Here is a 16,406-nt window from a genome sequence, read left to right as displayed (position 1 = left end):
TGAAATTATTCTTCGTCGCCAAACCAACAGATGTTACGTGCAGCCATAATTAGCTCACCAGCACGCTCTTCTGTTAAACCTTCAATGCCTTCTATTTCATCAGTGCCCTGGTCAGCGAGGTCTTCGAGTGTAACCACACCTTTAGCTGCGAGTTTGAACGCCATTTCGCGTTCCAGACCTTCAAGTGCGAGCAGGTCTTCTGCCGGCTCCAGGCCGTCAAATGATTCTTCTTGTGCCAATGCAATGGTCGTCAATGCATCTTTCGCACGCTGACGAAGCTCTTCTACGATTTCTTCGTTCAGACCGTCAACTTCAAGCAGTTCGTTAACTGGAACGTACGCCACTTCTTCAAGCGTTGAGAAACCTTCTTCAACCAGAAGCTCTGCAAAGTCCTGCTCGATGTCCAGGTACTTCATGAAGTTTTCGATAGCCGCACCAGATTCTTCCTGATGCTTCTTCTCTAGATCTGCAACTGTCATTACGTTCAGTTCCCAACCTGTTAGTTGAGAAGCCAGACGTACGTTCTGACCGTTACGACCGATAGCTTGTGCAAGGTTATCGGCTTCAACCGCAATGTCCATTGCATGTGCATCTTCATCAACAATGATGGAAGCCACATCAGCAGGAGCCATTGCGTTGATAACGAATTGAGCAGGATTGTCGTCCCACAGTACGATATCGATTCGCTCACCACCTAATTCGCCAGATACAGCCTGAACACGTGCACCACGCATACCAACACAAGCACCAACAGGGTCGATACGTTTGTCGTTAGTTTTCACTGCGATTTTTGCACGTGAGCCAGGATCGCGCGCTGCGCCTTTTAGCTCAATTAACTCTTCTGCAATTTCTGGCACTTCCACTCGGAATAGCTCAGACAACATTTCTGGCTTAGAACGAGTGACAAACAATTGGAAACCACGTGCTTCCGGCGCCACTTTGTAAAGAAGACCACGTACACGGTCACCTGGGCGGAAGTTTTCACGAGGAAGTTGGTCGTCACGTAGAATCACAGCTTCAGCGTTATTACCAAGATCCAATACGACGGTGTCGCGGTTTACTTTTTTAACTGCACCAGTGATTAGATCACCTTCGTTGTCAATGAATTGCTCAACGATTTGCGCACGCTCAGCTTCACGTACTTTCTGTACGATAACTTGCTTAGCGGTTTGTGTAGTGATTCGGTCAAAAGTGACGGATTCGATATCGTCTTCGATAAAGCCACCTAATTCGATTTCTTCATCATCGTATTGTGCAGCTTCTAGTGAAATTTCTTTTGTTGGGCTTTCTACTTCTTCTACAACCAACCAGCGGCGGTAAGTGTCGAAATCACCTGTTTTGCGATCGATCGCAACACGAACATCGATTTCGATTTCGTATTTCTTTTTAGTAGCTGTGGCTAACGCGATTTCCAGCGCTTCAAAAATACGCTCACGAGGAACCGCCTTTTCGTTAGAAACAGCTTCTACTACCGCTAAAATTTCTCTGTTCATTCTCTAGCCTCTTAAGACTTAAAACTTAGGGATCAGGTTAGCTTTGGAAATGTTGCTTAGAGCAAACTCTTCTTTCGCACCATCCACTGTGATTGTGATCGTTTCGCCTTCTACGCCCTCAATCACACCCTTCCATTTACGACGGTTGCCCATAGCCATTTTCAAGACAAGGCTGACCTCGTGACCAATAAACTGTTGATAGTGTTCTGCTTTAAACAGTGGTCGCTCTAATCCAGGCGAAGATACTTCTAGGTTGTAGGCAACAGAGATTGGATCTTCAACATCCAATACCGCACTTACCTGATGACTTACTTCTGCACAGTCATCGACATTGATGCCATTCTCGTGATCGATGTAAATACGCAATGTTGAATGCTCACCTGCACGGATGAACTCCAATCCAACTAACTCATAACCAGAAGCAGCCACTGGCGCATCTAGCATTTCAGTCAGTTGTCTTTCTAAACCCGTCATGATCTCACCTTTAGATAACCACTCTAGAAACAAAAAAAGGGCTAATAGCCCTATCAAATAGCCCGAACATTACTCATATTTTGCACAACACAAAATACAAATAACAAAAAACCCCGATTAGTCGGGGTTTTTGTTGCTGGACCCTGATATAACTGAACATTATTTTGTTCAGCTTGCGGTTAGGTTATACCGCACAAACTTGCAACCTAAATTCACTACCTATTCATGTGAAATTTGGTTGCGGGGGCCGGATTTGAACCGACGACCTTCGGGTTATGAGCCCGACGAGCTACCAAGCTGCTCCACCCCGCGTCCGACTGCTGAGCATTATACGCCCAAGGCAGTATTTTACAAGTTTGTAGAATCATGGTGCCGAGAGAGGGACTCGAACCCTCACACCTAAGGCACTAGCACCTCATGCTAGCGTGTCTACCAATTTCACCATCTCGGCATAAATTCTTTATTGAGGAATTTCGTCGCCGTTTCCGGCAGGAATTTCACTCGTTACATCAGCCGGTTGCTCAATAGTTGATGCAGCCTGACTTGGGTTCGCTAGAATGCTTTCTGTTTCGCCGCTGTTTGTAGACATACGACCAAGAACCAAGCTAACGATAAAAAATACGATTGCAAAAATTGCAGTTGTTCGGGTTAGGAAATTTCCTGAGCCACTCGCGCCAAACACTGTGTTTGAAGCACCAGCTCCGAACGAAGCTCCCATATCTGCGCCTTTACCTTGTTGAATCAACACTAGGCCAATAACACCAATCGCTGCCAACAGGTAAATCACAAGTAGAACTGTAAACATTCTTCCACCTATGTTCCAAATTGTTGAGCCAGCGCCGTCGTACTGAACCGGGTTACAGAGACAAGGCTAGCGCACCTCCCTTTCGAAGGCGGAGCAATACTATCGAATGCCTATAACGCTGACAAGTAAAAATTCACTAAATTGTAAAGCTTAGGGGTTAAGTGGTCAAAATATTAGCAAAGCGCTAAAAAAAGCACCTTTCAATACATTTAGACAAATAACCCACTATATAAAGAGCAAAGCAACACTCTTTGCTCCCCGTTATTATACTCAGCAGTTTGCTTTTACTGCTTCAGCTATATCAAGCGCAGATTGCTGAACCAACTCAGCATCTTCACCTTCAACCATTACACGTAGCAGAGGTTCGGTACCTGATTTTCTTAAGAGTACTCGACCTTTTTCGCCAAGTTTGCTTTCAACAATTGCCACTGCATCCTTTACAGCCTGAGCGTCGAGCGGGTTCGAATCACCGCTAAATCGAACATTTTCAAGCACCTGTGGATAGAGTGTCATTCCTTGCGACAGTTCGTTCAATGACATCTCGCTGCCAACAACAGAAGCCAGAACCTGAAGAGCTGCAACAATAGCATCACCGGTTGTAACTTTATCCAATAGGATGACATGACCGGAGTTTTCAGCACCGATCTTCCAGCCTTTTTCAAGCAGTTGTTCCATAACATAACGATCACCAACTGCTGCACGTACAAATGGGATACCTAATTGCTTTAGCCCATTCTCCATACCTAGGTTGGTCATCAGAGTGCCGACTACACCACCTTTCAGTTCACCGCGACGCAGCGCATCTCGAGCAATGATGTAGGCAATTTGGTCGCCATCTACTTTGTTGCCAAGCTCGTCAACCATGATGATGCGATCGCCGTCGCCATCAAAGGCCAAGCCTAGGTTTGCTTGCTCTTCTACAACGCGCTTTTGCAGCGCTCGAACATCAGTCGCACCGACTTCATCGTTGATGTTCGTGCCATTTGGTTCCACACCCATAGCGATAACGTCAGCACCCAACTCTTTAAATACGCTAGGAGCAATGTGGTATGTTGCGCCGTGCGCACAATCGACAACGATCTTCATTCCAGCAAGGCTTAGCTTGTTAGGAAAAGTGCTCTTACAGAACTCAATATATCGACCAGCTGCATCGTTAAGTCGAGATGCTTTACCAAGCTGCGCAGACTCTACGCACTCGATGTCCTTATCAAGTTCGGCTTCGATAGCAAGTTCAATATCGTCAGGAAGTTTTGTGCCCTCTGAAGAGAAGAACTTAATGCCGTTGTCATAGTAAGGGTTATGCGATGCTGAAATCACAATTCCCGCTTCCGCACGAAAAGTTTGCGTAAGGTATGCGACGGCAGGTGTAGGCATTGGTCCAGTAAAGGTAGCTTTCAAGCCAGCAGCAGCCAAGCCTGCCTCAAGAGCTGATTCCAGCATGTACCCAGAGATACGGGTGTCTTTACCAATAATGACTTTCTTTGTACCTTGTTTAGCAAGTACACGTCCAGCAGCCCAGCCAAGCTTTAACACAAAATCGGGAGTGATAGGGTACTGTCCAACTTTTCCACGTACACCATCGGTACCAAAATAACGTCTCTTAGACATAATGTTTCCTAGTAATTGTTATTGATTTTCGCAAATTTTATTAATAATTTTCATGGCTTCAACGGTTTCAGGCACATCATGTACACGTATGATCTGTGCTCCTTTTAAAGCCGCAATACTGGCGCAGGTAACGCTGCCGACAACACATTCAGCGGGTTGCTTCTCCAGTATTTTAAAAATCATCGACTTACGGGACATTCCAGCAAGTAGTGGTATGCCAAACTGGTGGAATTTTTCCAAATTTGCCAGCAAATGATAATTGTGCGCTAAGGTTTTGCCAAAACCAAAGCCAGGATCGAGAATCAGTTGTTCTTTTTTAATTCCGGCTTTTTCACAAGCGGTAACACGCTCATTCAAAAATTCGCCAACCTCAAGTAAAACATCCTGATACTTAGGGTTGCTTTGCATTGTTCTTGGCTGACCTTGCATATGCATCAGACATACAGGAACACCCGCACCTGCGGCAACTTCAATGGCACCCGGCTCTTGTAGAGCTCGAACATCATTAATGATATCTGCCCCTGCCTCGACGGCCTGTTTCATCACTTCAGCTTTACTGGTATCAATTGAAATCCATACGTCTGACTCGGCGCGTAATGCGGTTATGACAGGGATGACTCGGTTGAGCTCTTCTTGAAGTGATACTTCTGGAGCCCCTGGTCGTGTTGATTCACCGCCGATATCAATGATGCTGGCACCAGCCTGAATCATTGAGTGCGCTTGCTCTAAAGCATGGTCAATATGATTGAACTTTCCACCATCAGAAAATGAATCAGGCGTGACATTGAGGATCCCCATGACCTGAGGAGTAGATAGGCTGAGTGTTTTTTTATTTGAATGTAAAAACATGATGCTGCTAGAAATAGAAAAACCCCGAGTTTCCTCGGGGTTTGAATTTAACTGATTTTATTCAACGTTTTTGTCTGCGCCATCATCAGAAGATACTGACGGCTTATCGTCTGAATCTTTCTCTTCTGTTTTTGGTTGTGCATTTTTTGCGTTGTTTGACTCTTCTTGAGCACGAGTCTGATCGCCCCAGCCTGCTGGCTCACGAACGTCTTCTTTACGCTCCATCAGGTCATCAATTTGACCCGCATCAATGGTCTCGTATTTCATTAACGCATCTTTCATCGTGTGCATGATATCCATGTTTGCTTCTAGGATTTCTCTTGCACGATCGTAGTTGCGGTCAATGATGCTACGAACTTCGTCATCAATTAACTTAGCGGTGTCATCAGAAACGTGCTTGGTTTGCGTTACGCTACGACCAAGGAACACTTCACCTTCGTCTTCTGCATACAGAAGAGGACCAAGTTTTTCAGAGAAGCCCCATTGGGTCACCATCTTACGAGCAATATCGGTTGCACGTTCGATATCATTTGATGCCCCCGTAGATACATGCTCTGAACCATAGATAAGTTCTTCAGCCAGACGACCACCGTAAAGACTGGAGATCATTGACTCAAGATGTTGTCGAGACATACTCACACGGTCGTTTTCAGGCAGGTACATCGTCACACCCAGCGCACGACCACGTGGAATGATAGATACCTTGTAAACAGGATCATGCTCTGGAACCAAGCGACCAACAATAGCGTGACCCGCTTCGTGGTATGCCGTTGATTCTTTGATATCTTCCGACATCACCATAGAACGGCGCTCTGCACCCATCATGATTTTGTCTTTCGCCAGTTCAAATTCAACCATGGAAACGTTGCGCTTGTTACCACGAGCAGCAAACAGAGCCGCTTCGTTAACAAGGTTTGCCAGGTCAGCACCAGAGAAACCAGGTGTACCACGAGCAATCAAAGATGGCTCAACGTCACCAGCAAGCGGAACTTTACGCATGTGAACTTTAAGAATTTGCTCACGACCACGAACATCTGGAAGACCAACAACAACCTGACGGTCAAAACGACCAGGGCGAAGAAGCGCTGGGTCTAATACGTCTGGGCGGTTAGTCGCTGCGATAACGATGATACCTTCGTTACCTTCGAAGCCATCCATTTCAACCAGCATTTGGTTAAGAGTCTGCTCACGCTCATCGTGACCACCACCTACACCGGCACCACGCTGACGACCTACTGCATCAATTTCATCAATGAAGATGATACAAGGTGCGGCTTTTTTCGCTTGTTCGAACATGTCACGTACACGAGATGCACCAACACCCACGAACATTTCTACGAAGTCAGAACCTGAAATAGTAAAGAAAGGTACTTTTGCTTCACCAGCAATCGCTTTAGCAAGCAAGGTTTTACCAGTACCAGGTGGACCCACCATCAATACACCGGTTGGAATTTTACCACCCAGCTTTTGGAATCGACTTGGATCGCGAAGGTAATCTACCAGCTCTTTAACGTCTTCTTTTGCTTCGTCACAACCTGCAACGTCAGCAAACGTCGTCTTGATTTGCTCTTCGCTCATCATACGAGCTTTACTCTTACCGAAAGACATGGCGCCTTTACCGCCACCGCCTTGCATTTGACGCATGAAGAAAATCCACACACCAATCAGTAAGATCATTGGGAACCAGGAAATGAAGATAGTGCCAAGCAGGCTTTGTTCTTCAGGTGGTGTACCAACGACTTTAACGTTTTTATTGATCAGATCATCAAGTAGCTTGCTGTCATACACAGGCATGTATGTTACATAACGAGTGTTGTCACGACGGTAATACGTGATTTCTCTGTCTTTAAATTGAGCTTCTCGAATCTGGCCTTGGCCAACTTCCTGTACAAATGTGGTGTAATCCACTGTTCTGCCGCTGTTTTCTCCCGGTCCAAAACTCTGGAATACCGACATCAAGACTACGGCGATTACTAGCCACAAAATTAAATTTTTTGCCATGTCACTCAAGGTGTCAGCCTCTCGATAACTAATTGTAATTAAAGGTAGGGTACTACAGTTTATACGCTGTAGCTATAGTGTTAAATTGCTCTTTGTAAACGTAAGCTAGCCTTTGTAACCAGTCGCTACAATATAGACTTCCCGAGAACGTGCTCTGGAAGAGTCTGGCTTTCTTATTTTTACGGTCTTAAACATGTCTCGTACATCTTTAACGTATTGATCAAAGCCTTCGCCCTGGAATACCTTAACCACGAAACTACCATTAGGAGCTAGAACTTGTCGACACATATCCAATGCCAGTTCAACCAGATACATCGCTCTTGGCTGGTCAACGGACTGGTTGCCGGCCATGTTTGGTGCCATATCTGACATCACTACATCAACCATATCTGGCTGAATTCGTTCTAGAAGTGCTTCAAGTACCGCATCTTCTCGAAAATCACCTTGCAGAAACGCCACTCCCGCGATCGAATCCATAGGTAAAATGTCACAAGCAATGACTTGCCCTTCTTCTCCTACGAATTTCGCAGCGTATTGAGACCAACCACCTGGTGCAGCGCCAAGGTCTACTACGGTCATTCCAGGTTTCAGTAACTTATCTTTTTCTTGAATCTCTTCAATTTTGAAGATAGCACGTGAACGGTAGCCTTTCTTCTTTGCTTCATTGACATATTTATCATCGAAGTGCTCTTTCAACCAGCGACCAGAGCTGGCTGAGTGTTTCTGTTTACTCATTCGATTCCTAATTGCTTGAATGACCTTCTACCAAGTGAAGTATGGTAGAAATTATAGTCTTCTGGGATAGATGGCGTTAAAATGGCGGTTTTCAACCCTTATAGTAAACAAAATTGGGCGCACAATGAACCTAAGCACCAAACAAAAGCAGTATTTGAAAGGCCTGGCTCACAGATTGAAACCTGTGGTACTTATGGGCGCCAATGGATTGACCGAAGCAGTACTGGCTGAAATTGAACTGGCACTGGATCACCACGAACTGATCAAAGTGAAAGTAGCTTCAGAAGACAGAGAAACAAAGAACCTGATTATTGACGCTATCGTACGTGAAACGAAGGCAGAAAAAGTACAAACTATCGGTAAGATGTTGGTTCTTTATCGCCAGTCTGAGGAACGTAAGATTGAAATTCCTCGTAAGTAAGAAAGCTATCTTACTCATTTGAAGTACTTGTTTACTTCCATCAAAAAAGGTCGCTGGAGCGACCTTTTTTGATATTAAGATGAGTAAGTCTTAAATATACTCAACTTTTTCGATGTCGTAATCTTTGATGCCACCAGGTGTGGTAATGGTGACTTCATCGCCTTCCATCTTACCAATTAGACCACGAGCAATAGGCGAGCTTACTGAAATTTTGCCCGCTTTAATGTCAGCCTCGTCATCACCTACAATTTGATATGTGCTCTCTTGGTCAGTATCCACATCAATCAAGGTGACTGTAGTACCAAAAATTACTTTGCCCGTATTTTCCATTTTGGTTACATCGATAACCTGAGCAACAGAAAGCTTGTATTCAATATCACGAATCTGCGCTTCGCAAATACCCTGCTCTTCACGAGCGGCATGGTATTCTGCGTTTTCTTTTAAATCACCAAGCTCACGAGCTTCTGCAATCGCTTCAGAAATCAATGGACGACGCTTCATCAACGTTTCCAATTCTTCACGTAACTTCTGCTCGCCTTGAGCAGTCATTGGAACTTTTTCCATTTTATACCTCTACAGATAACTGGCTGATTCATTTCACCAGCATCCTCAGACAACAAAACCCCACTCCTGCTCATCGAGTGAGTTGGAGGCGGGGCAAATTGGTTCACATTTCAATTTAGTGTAATCAAACTTTTTCACGAGGTCACGTCTTTCAAAAGTTGGGAGTCACAATTCCTAGAATTGTCCGATTAAATACATTGAATTCAATCACCAAACTTATAAATCAAACCTCACCCAAACATAATTCATATAAAAAAATATAAAAAAAATAATTGAGAAAAAAATCAAAAAAATCATTAACTCATTGTTTCTAATAGGCGGATTAATATCAAAAACCTAAAAAACAATGTTCACTATTTCATTTTATATCATTTTACTAACGGCTAGCTGAACTTTAGGGGTACAACTTCCTCACCTTATAAATGCGAATGAGATCACGCAGTTAGCTGCTGATATCAAACGCATCCCTAAGTGGGCAGGGAATAACCTATCTGCTTATATTTACGGACTAAAATTAGGACTTAGAAAGCAATGAACAAAAAACTGATTGCTCTAGCTGTGGCTGCAGCTGCTAGCACTACTGGCGCTACTGCTGCTGAAATCGCGAAAAACGACAACGCTTCTCTTGAAATGGGTGGTCGTGTTGAAGCGCGTCTATCTCTTAAAGACAACAAAGTAGAAGACAAATCTCGTGTACGTCTAAACTTCCTAGGCAAAACTGAGATCACTGACGAGCTATACGGTCTAGGCTTCTACGAAGGTGAGTTCAAAGCATACAACGAAAGCGGTCACAATGGTCTTAAAGAAGACACCATTGAACACCGTTACGCTTTTGCTGGTATCGGCGGTAACTTCGGTGAAGTAACTTTTGGTACTGTTAAAGGTTCTCTGCAAGCAGTAACTGACTTCACAGATATCATGGCTTACCACGGTAACACTGCTGCTCCTAAAGTAAACGCAGCAGACCGTCCAGATCGCTCTGTAGCATACGCTGGTACTTTCGGTGACTTCGAAGCGCGTGCAAACTACACGTTTGGTTCAGCGACTGCTAACACTTCTACTGACAAAAACGAGAAAGACAACAACGGCGGTTACGCTCTGTCTGGTATCTACAACATCGGTGAAACTGGTGCTCGTGTAACTGCGGCTTACGCAGCTCAAGACGAGTCTGCAACTAAGTCTGTTAAAGAGTTCATGCTAGGTGCTTCTTACGAGTTTGACGCATTCTACGTAGCAGGTCTTTACACCAACATCGACAACCAAGAAGACGGTGCGAACAACGGTTCTAAAGGCGACGGTTACGAACTAGCAGCGGCTTACACTATGGGTCAGGCTAAGTTCACTACGACTTACAACCGTTTGAACAACAAATCAAACGCTGCTAACTCTGATTCAGAAGTAGAAAAAGACAACATCGCTGTTGACGCAACTTACTTCTTCAACGATAACTTCCGTTCATACGTATCTTACAACTTCAATCTGCTAGATTCAGACAAAGTTGGTAAGCTAGGTGCACAGAACGAAGCTGTTCTTGGTCTACGTTACGACTTCTAATTTAGCTTTCAGCTAAGTTTTATAGAAAAGCGCTCGCCATTGGTGGGCGTTTTTTTTCATCTATTCTTTGCTACACTGAACATCGATATGCACCTCTGAACTCATATTATGCGAACTTTGATCACTCTGCTTTCTCTTCTGGCTCTTCCCTCTTTTGCTTATGCACCGTTAGACTCGTTACCTTATGGTTCAAGACACACTTTGCTAGTGTCTGACAGTATGGGGAATCACTCCATCGATTTAGTCAGTGAACAATTTTTCCCGCCAGCCAGCACTTTAAAAGTTGCGACAGCATTGGCAGCCAAGCTGGAATTAGGGGATGATTTCCGTTTCGAGACACATCTCGAAATACAGGAGAAGAATCTGGTTATTCGCTTTAGCGGTGATCCTGAGCTGAAAACCGGGCATCTAACTGCACTTATCACTAACCTAAAAGCACAAGGCATTAATCGGTTAGAAAACGTTATATTGGATAACAGTGCATTCAGAGGGTACGAACGTGCGGTGGGATGGCCTTGGGATATACTGGGGGTTTGCTACAGCGCCCCTGCAAGCGCAATTACTTTAGACAACAACTGTGTACAGGCATCTATTTCATCCAAACCAAATCAGGCTACATCTGTATTTGTTCCAGCCCACCAGCCTATTAAAGTGACCACCGATGCTTTGAGCCTCAGTAAAATGGCGCAGAAATCCAAACGCTGTGATTTAGAACTTCTGACATCGGAAGGAAACCAATACCACTTATCAGGCTGCATGCAAGAGCGAAGTAAACCACTTCCCCTGAAATTTGCCGTTCAGGACACCACTCTTTACGTTTCGGCAATTATTAAGCGTATTCTTGCAGAGAATGACATTCAGGTTAGTGGGAAGATTTACGCAGATAATGTCGTATCAAAAGGCATTATCGTTGCGACTCACCAGTCTGCTCCTTTACCTGAACTGCTGACTATAATGCTGAGAAAGTCTGATAACTTAATCGCTGACAACCTCACGAAAACGCTTGGCGCACGTTTTTACCATCAACCCGGTAGCTTTTCTAATGGCACAGAAGCGATAAAACAGATCTTGTTTACCCGAGCAGGTATCGATCTTGAACATGCGAAGCTAGAAGATGGTTCTGGGTTGTCGCGCAACAACCGACTCACCAGCTCAGATATGGAAAATATTCTAAGGTACATCTGGAAGTATGATGTGAAATTAGGGCTGATCGAGTTGCTTCCAATATCCGGTCAGTCTGGTACGTTGAAATACCGCCAAAGCATGAGAAAGCCCCCTATTGAAGGCAGGCTTGCAGCGAAAAGCGGTTCTCTATACGGAAGCTACAATATGGCGGGGTTTGTATTGGATGAAAATAACAAACCCCAATCGCTGTTTGTTCAATTTATTACCGACTATCACCCTGTTAAGAAAGACGATGCTCCAAAAGTCATAGCCCCTATTTTTCACTTTGAAAAACAATTCTATAAGGACTTGGTTAACTCAACCCTAAAAAGTGATTAACGACAGTAAAATAGATCCAGATACCAGAAATATCGACAATTGAGGCAAGTACCGGGCTAACTAATACTGCAGGGTCTAATTTGCATACTCGCGCAAGTATCGGTAGCACGCCACCTAACGTTGTCGATAGGGTGATTTGTATAAAGAGCGCGGTGGCAATAGCCGTCGCAATCAAATGGAGATCATAATCAGAATCACTTCCTGTACCGTTGAAAAGAAGTATTCTCAAAGCAATAACCGCGACAACAACCACAGCCAACATTACAGCAATTCGGCTCTCTTTCCACATCACACTAAGCCACTGCCTTTTCTTAAGCTCTTTCGTCGCTAAAGCACGAATCACTAATGTCGCCGCCTGAGAGCCCGTGTTTCCGCCAGCCGCGGCAATCACTGGCATGTACACTGCTAGCAATACCAATTGGCTCAATGTATCCTCATACTGCGCAATGATTAGCCCAGAAACGATGCCAAGCAGTGCTAACGCCAATATCCACCCAACTCTCTGCCTGAAATGCTCAAAAACACCTGTACTTAAATACCCTTTGGTCGTTTCTGCTTCCGAGCGGATTAACCCAAGTTGCATTGCATAGTGCCTTGCTCGTAAGTCGTCTCCTTTTTCTTCCAACTTTTGCAATAAGATATGAACGTGTCTAATTGGGCACATTGCCAGCACGCAAACAGCCTCCTCTATCGGCATTACCGTAAGCAGATGAACTTGTTGCGCTTGTTCGTATTGAAGAAAGGCGACGTATGCAGCACTGATTTCTGCATCTGAAAAGTGTGGGGCTTGAATAAAGGTCATAGCGAATCTCCCGATTAGCTTTACGTTTGTGTTTCCCAAACGCAAAATGTGATCGACCATGCCAGCTCAGATGTCTGGTTCTCATGAGTATTTAGAAGGAAAATATAGAAGCTAATACCCTGCCACTCCGACAAGACATTAGATGTTTCAATGCCGGAAGGTTATTTTTCTCTTTGGCTACTTGGAGGATGGTCGGCATTGTTCATAAATAAACTCCTGAAAGCTGCTTTATGCAGCCGAAAAATTCTAGCACAATGTTTTGCGTATCAAGCTCAATAAAAAGTAAATTTATCAGTAAAATAATCAAACAATATCAAGGATATAATCTACTTCAATGAGACTGTTATAACTGATTGATCAATAGTACTCCGTATTGATATTGATTCTCATTAAGTGCAAATCTAGAATGGCTGTCCCTATTGCGAATGTCCTATAATAGGGATTGTAACTTTAACTGACCTCAGGCTGATCTTAACCCAATGGAAAAAGTGCAAAGCAATACATCAATTTCAAATGGAAAGCGCATTTTCCTTATCACACTAGGCTGGCTAACTGTTGCTCTTGCCTTTATTGGGGTATTCGTGCCATTACTTCCAACCGTCCCGTTTTTACTGGTCACTCTTTATTGTTTTGGTGCAACATCGGAAAAATTCCAGACCTGGTTACTCAACAACAAATACTTAGGTCCTATCGCCAACAGACTGAAGAATAAGCAGGGGCTGACCAAAGCTGAGAAAATTCAGTCCTTAATTTTGATATGGCTTTCGATGGGTGCCGTGCTCTATTTTCTCGCGTGGGGAACGCATTGGCAGTATGGGATCATATCCCTGCTGATATTCGAGACTTGGTTTATATTGAGGTTCAAGAGTTACGTGCCGGAGTGACGCACGAACTCCTGAAATAGTGGCATTAAAAAACCTGGCATTTGCCAGGTTTTTTTGTTTTTATTTCAATGTTACACGAGCGAATTTACGCTTACCGACTTGATAAATCGCTGTGCCTGCTTCTGGTACCAGCTTGTTGTCCGCAACTTTTTCACCGTCAATTTTCGCTGCGCCCTGCTTAATCATTCGCATCGCATCAGAAGTCGAATTTACCAAACCGGCTTCTTTTAAAAGGTTCGCAATTGGCAGACCTGCATCGAATTCGAATTCAGGCATTTCGTCTGGCATCGCTCCTTTTTGGAAGCGGTTGATGAACTCTTGCTCGGCTGCATCGGCATCAGCTTCAGTATGGAAGCGTGCGATGATCTCTTTCGCAAGCAAGATCTTCACATCACGTGGGTTTTTGCCATTAGCAATGTCAGTCTTAAACTGCTCAATTTCACCCAGTGGACGGAATGACAATAGCTCGTAGTAGTTCCACATCAGATCATCAGAAATGGACATGATCTTGCCAAACATTTCACTTGGTGACTCACTAATACCAATGTAGTTGTTGGCAGATTTAGACATTTTCTTCTCGCCGTCTAAACCAACAAGCAATGGCATCATCAACACAGCTTGTGGCTTCTGACCGCTCGATTTCTGAAGTTCACGTCCCATCAAAAGGTTAAACTTCTGATCAGTACCACCTAGCTCAACATCTGTTTCCATTGCTACGGAATCCCAACCTTGAAGAAGTGGGTACATAAATTCATGAATCGCAATTGGCTGACCACCAGCATAACGCTTTTTAAAATCGTCACGCTCTAGCATACGTGCAACCGTCTGGTTCGAAGCCAGGCGGATCATACCTTCAGCACCCAGCTCAGATAACCACTCAGAGTTAAACTGAATCTTTGTTTTTGCTGGGTCAAGAATTTTGAAAACCTGCTCTTTGTAAGTTTCTGCGTTACGCAGAACATCTTCGCGGCTCAAAGGAGGACGTGTGTTGTTTTTTCCTGTTGGGTCACCCACCATCGCAGTGAAATCACCGATAAGGAAAGTGACTTCATGACCAAGATCCTGGAATGTACGAAGCTTGTTAAAAATAACGGTGTGACCAAGGTGGATATCCGGCGCAGTTGGATCTGCCCCTAGCTTGATGCGTAAAGGACGCCCTTCTTTTAGCTTTTCAATCAATTCTTCTTCAGGAATCAGCTCTTCTACACCACGCTTTATTTCAGCCAGTGCTGCTTCAATACTCGCCATTCTTGTTCACTCCCACAGATTTGGCAAAAATTTGATATTCCGCCATCTTACTTGAATAGCGCTCAGTTTTGAAACCAGTTAGACTCAGTAATTGTCTTTTTTATATCATTAACCCAATAAATGGATTCCGATGTCTAAATTCGCACGTCTTTCTCTGCTGCATCGAGTATGGATTGCCTTCTTTTCTGCGATAGTGTTTGGCGCAGTGTTTCTTCTTCCAGACGCCAAAGAGCTCAGACCCAATGATCAAACCCTAGAAGTTGGAAAGGTTTATTCCATTGATATAGATGGTACAAATCTCAGCCCGAGCTACGAACCTAAAACCCTTTCTCTTATTCGCTGGGAAACACATAAAGTAGGCTCCGGAGAAAGTGCTGCAATTCTGTTTAACCGCATCGGATTGTCTCCACGTTTGCTGCATAACCTCATCAGTAGCAACAAAGAAATAAATCAGCAGCTCTCCCGGTTAAGACCTGGTGATACGCTAAAATTCGGCTTTGACGAAAATAATGAGCTGATTCATTTGAATCGGCAGCTAAATGCCTTCGAAACCTTCAGTATTACCCGTGCAGATGATCGCTATACCTCTCAACTGAAAAAGAAAGAGGTAAATGTTCAATACAACTATGCCGAAGCCGAAATTACCTCTAACTTTTGGAATGCTGGTGTCACAGCAGGATTAAATGCCAATCAGATAATGGAACTGGCTGGGATCTTTGGTTGGGATATCGACTTCGCTCTGGATATTCGCAAAGGCGACAACTTCCAGGTTCTATACGAAGAAAAGGTTGTAGAAGGTGAAAAGGTTGGTCGTGGCAATATCATAGCCGCTATTTTTACCAACCAGGGGGACACCTTTAAAGCCATTCGCGACAAGAAAACCGGTAACTACTATGACCAAGATGGGCGAGCCATGAAAAAGGCATTCTTGCGCTCCCCTGTTAACTTCCGATACGTGAGTTCCAACTTTAACCCAAGACGACTTCATCCAGTAACGGGGCGCGTCAGACCGCACCGAGGCACCGACTATGTGGCCCCTGTTGGAACGCCAATTTGGGCGGCGGGTGACGGCATTGTTGAAAAGGCTGGTTACAACAAATTCAACGGTAACTATGTTTTCATCAGACACAGCAGCACTTACATTACAAAATACCTTCACCTGAAAAAGCGCTCTGTTAAAACTGGTCAGCGGGTAAAACAGGGACAAACGGTGGGAACATTAGGCGGAACTGGTCGTGTAACGGGCCCTCACCTGCATTACGAATTTTTGGTTAACGGTGTTCATAAAAACCCAAGAACAGTGAAACTACCGGAAGCGAAATCGTTAAAGGGAAAAGCCAAGCAAACCTTTGTTGCTAACTCGAAAATCAGATTAGAGCAGCTAGAAAAGTACAAAGTGTTGTTGCAGCCAATAGAAAGCTAGTTTTCTGACATCAATAAAAAACGCCAGCCCAAGGGCTGGCGT

15 protein-coding genes and 2 tRNA genes are annotated in these 16,406 nt (G+C 44.3%); 5 read left to right on the top strand and 12 right to left on the bottom strand.

Annotation, left to right across the window (positions count from 1 at the left end; all coding sequences use genetic code 11):
• Window positions 1–5: 5 nt before the first annotated feature.
• The 9 genes from nusA to rlmE form a co-directional block, all read right to left on the bottom strand.
• Window positions 6–1,493, bottom strand: a complete 1,488-nt coding sequence (nusA, locus tag RH89_RS11305) for a transcription termination factor NusA (protein ID WP_004401954.1) — start codon at window positions 1,491–1,493, stop codon at window positions 6–8.
• An 18-nt stretch (window positions 1,494–1,511) separates the two neighbouring features.
• Window positions 1,512–1,967, bottom strand: a complete 456-nt coding sequence (rimP, locus tag RH89_RS11300; RefSeq protein WP_004401953.1) for a ribosome maturation factor RimP — start codon at window positions 1,965–1,967, stop codon at window positions 1,512–1,514.
• Between the two features lie 235 nt (window positions 1,968–2,202).
• Window positions 2,203–2,279 (bottom strand) — tRNA-Met (locus tag RH89_RS11295).
• Between the two features lie 55 nt (window positions 2,280–2,334).
• A tRNA-Leu gene (locus RH89_RS11290) sits at window positions 2,335–2,418 on the bottom strand.
• A 9-nt stretch (window positions 2,419–2,427) separates the two neighbouring features.
• Window positions 2,428–2,772 (bottom strand): preprotein translocase subunit SecG, encoded by a 345-nt coding sequence (gene secG / locus RH89_RS11285; protein ID WP_004401952.1) that lies wholly within the window; start codon window positions 2,770–2,772, stop codon window positions 2,428–2,430.
• A gap of 270 nt (window positions 2,773–3,042) precedes the next feature.
• The gene (gene glmM, locus RH89_RS11280) at window positions 3,043–4,383 is read right to left on the bottom strand and encodes a phosphoglucosamine mutase (RefSeq protein ID WP_086027434.1); all 1,341 of its coding nucleotides are present in this window, start codon (window positions 4,381–4,383) and stop codon (window positions 3,043–3,045) included.
• 15 nt (window positions 4,384–4,398) lie between these two features.
• A complete protein-coding gene (gene folP, locus RH89_RS11275) occupies window positions 4,399–5,229 on the bottom strand; it encodes a dihydropteroate synthase (protein WP_004401950.1) in 831 nt (276 codons plus the stop codon).
• 57 nt (window positions 5,230–5,286) lie between these two features.
• Window positions 5,287–7,230, bottom strand: coding sequence for an ATP-dependent zinc metalloprotease FtsH (gene ftsH / locus RH89_RS11270; RefSeq protein WP_004401949.1), 1,944 nt, complete (start codon window positions 7,228–7,230; stop codon window positions 5,287–5,289).
• Between the two features lie 105 nt (window positions 7,231–7,335).
• Window positions 7,336–7,965 carry a 23S rRNA (uridine(2552)-2'-O)-methyltransferase RlmE gene (rlmE, locus tag RH89_RS11265; RefSeq protein ID WP_004401948.1) on the bottom strand — a complete coding sequence of 210 codons (630 nt, stop codon included), beginning with the start codon at window positions 7,963–7,965 and terminating at the stop codon, window positions 7,336–7,338.
• Between the two features lie 124 nt (window positions 7,966–8,089).
• Between rlmE and yhbY the strand changes: the two genes are divergently transcribed.
• On the top strand, window positions 8,090–8,386 hold the full coding sequence (gene yhbY, locus RH89_RS11260) for a ribosome assembly RNA-binding protein YhbY (protein WP_004401947.1): 297 nt from the start codon (window positions 8,090–8,092) through the stop codon (window positions 8,384–8,386).
• Window positions 8,387–8,476: 90 nt separating this feature from the next.
• On the opposite strand, the gene greA is transcribed toward yhbY, so the two are convergent.
• A complete protein-coding gene (gene greA, locus RH89_RS11255) occupies window positions 8,477–8,950 on the bottom strand; it encodes a transcription elongation factor GreA (RefSeq protein WP_004401946.1) in 474 nt (157 codons plus the stop codon).
• Between the two features lie 531 nt (window positions 8,951–9,481).
• Between greA and RH89_RS11250 the strand changes: the two genes are divergently transcribed.
• The gene (locus RH89_RS11250) at window positions 9,482–10,504 is read left to right on the top strand and encodes a porin (RefSeq protein ID WP_004401945.1); all 1,023 of its coding nucleotides are present in this window, start codon (window positions 9,482–9,484) and stop codon (window positions 10,502–10,504) included.
• 108 nt (window positions 10,505–10,612) lie between these two features.
• The gene (dacB, locus tag RH89_RS11245; protein WP_004401944.1) at window positions 10,613–12,007 is read left to right on the top strand and encodes a serine-type D-Ala-D-Ala carboxypeptidase; all 1,395 of its coding nucleotides are present in this window, start codon (window positions 10,613–10,615) and stop codon (window positions 12,005–12,007) included.
• On the opposite strand, the gene RH89_RS11240 is transcribed toward dacB, so the two are convergent.
• Window positions 11,982–12,809 carry a magnesium transporter gene (locus RH89_RS11240; RefSeq protein WP_004401942.1) on the bottom strand — a complete coding sequence of 276 codons (828 nt, stop codon included), beginning with the start codon at window positions 12,807–12,809 and terminating at the stop codon, window positions 11,982–11,984. The genes dacB and RH89_RS11240 overlap by 26 nt on opposite strands.
• 479 nt (window positions 12,810–13,288) lie before the next feature.
• On the opposite strand from RH89_RS11240, the gene RH89_RS11235 reads away from it, so the two are divergent.
• Window positions 13,289–13,693, top strand: a complete 405-nt coding sequence (locus RH89_RS11235) for a YbaN family protein (RefSeq protein ID WP_004401940.1) — start codon at window positions 13,289–13,291, stop codon at window positions 13,691–13,693.
• 60 nt (window positions 13,694–13,753) lie between these two features.
• Here RH89_RS11235 and tyrS read toward each other — a convergent pair whose 3' ends face one another.
• Window positions 13,754–14,941, bottom strand: coding sequence for a tyrosine--tRNA ligase (gene tyrS / locus RH89_RS11230; protein WP_004401939.1), 1,188 nt, complete (start codon window positions 14,939–14,941; stop codon window positions 13,754–13,756).
• Window positions 14,942–15,071: 130 nt separating this feature from the next.
• Between tyrS and shyC the strand changes: the two genes are divergently transcribed.
• Window positions 15,072–16,364 carry a peptidoglycan DD-endopeptidase ShyC gene (gene shyC, locus RH89_RS11225; protein ID WP_004401938.1) on the top strand — a complete coding sequence of 431 codons (1,293 nt, stop codon included), beginning with the start codon at window positions 15,072–15,074 and terminating at the stop codon, window positions 16,362–16,364.
• Window positions 16,365–16,406: the final 42 nt, after the last annotated feature.

The sequence above is a fragment of the Vibrio nigripulchritudo ATCC 27043 genome, from assembly GCF_000222685.1.
In the GTDB taxonomy this organism is placed as follows: Bacteria; Pseudomonadota; Gammaproteobacteria; order Enterobacterales; family Vibrionaceae; genus Vibrio; species Vibrio nigripulchritudo.
The sequence above is the reverse complement of the archived record's forward strand: the minus strand, read 5'-3'. Positions and strand labels throughout refer to the sequence as shown.

What these genes read in the sequence shown, in the direction of transcription:
- greA (WP_004401946.1), bottom strand. Translation starts at nt 8,950, where the DNA reads ATGGAAAAAGTTCCAATGACTGCTCAAGGCGAGCAGAAGTTACGTGAA.
- shyC (WP_004401938.1), top strand. Translation starts at nt 15,072, where the DNA reads ATGTCTAAATTCGCACGTCTTTCTCTGCTGCATCGAGTATGGATTGCC.
- RH89_RS11250 (WP_004401945.1), top strand. Translation starts at nt 9,482, where the DNA reads ATGAACAAAAAACTGATTGCTCTAGCTGTGGCTGCAGCTGCTAGCACT.
- ftsH (WP_004401949.1), bottom strand. Translation starts at nt 7,230, where the DNA reads ATGGCAAAAAATTTAATTTTGTGGCTAGTAATCGCCGTAGTCTTGATG.
- secG (WP_004401952.1), bottom strand. Translation starts at nt 2,772, where the DNA reads ATGTTTACAGTTCTACTTGTGATTTACCTGTTGGCAGCGATTGGTGTT.
- folP (WP_004401950.1), bottom strand. Translation starts at nt 5,229, where the DNA reads ATGTTTTTACATTCAAATAAAAAAACACTCAGCCTATCTACTCCTCAG.
- RH89_RS11235 (WP_004401940.1), top strand. Translation starts at nt 13,289, where the DNA reads ATGGAAAAAGTGCAAAGCAATACATCAATTTCAAATGGAAAGCGCATT.
- rimP (WP_004401953.1), bottom strand. Translation starts at nt 1,967, where the DNA reads ATGACGGGTTTAGAAAGACAACTGACTGAAATGCTAGATGCGCCAGTG.
- dacB (WP_004401944.1), top strand. Translation starts at nt 10,613, where the DNA reads ATGCGAACTTTGATCACTCTGCTTTCTCTTCTGGCTCTTCCCTCTTTT.
- tyrS (WP_004401939.1), bottom strand. Translation starts at nt 14,941, where the DNA reads ATGGCGAGTATTGAAGCAGCACTGGCTGAAATAAAGCGTGGTGTAGAA.
- nusA (WP_004401954.1), bottom strand. Translation starts at nt 1,493, where the DNA reads ATGAACAGAGAAATTTTAGCGGTAGTAGAAGCTGTTTCTAACGAAAAG.
- yhbY (WP_004401947.1), top strand. Translation starts at nt 8,090, where the DNA reads ATGAACCTAAGCACCAAACAAAAGCAGTATTTGAAAGGCCTGGCTCAC.
- rlmE (WP_004401948.1), bottom strand. Translation starts at nt 7,965, where the DNA reads ATGAGTAAACAGAAACACTCAGCCAGCTCTGGTCGCTGGTTGAAAGAG.
- RH89_RS11240 (WP_004401942.1), bottom strand. Translation starts at nt 12,809, where the DNA reads ATGACCTTTATTCAAGCCCCACACTTTTCAGATGCAGAAATCAGTGCT.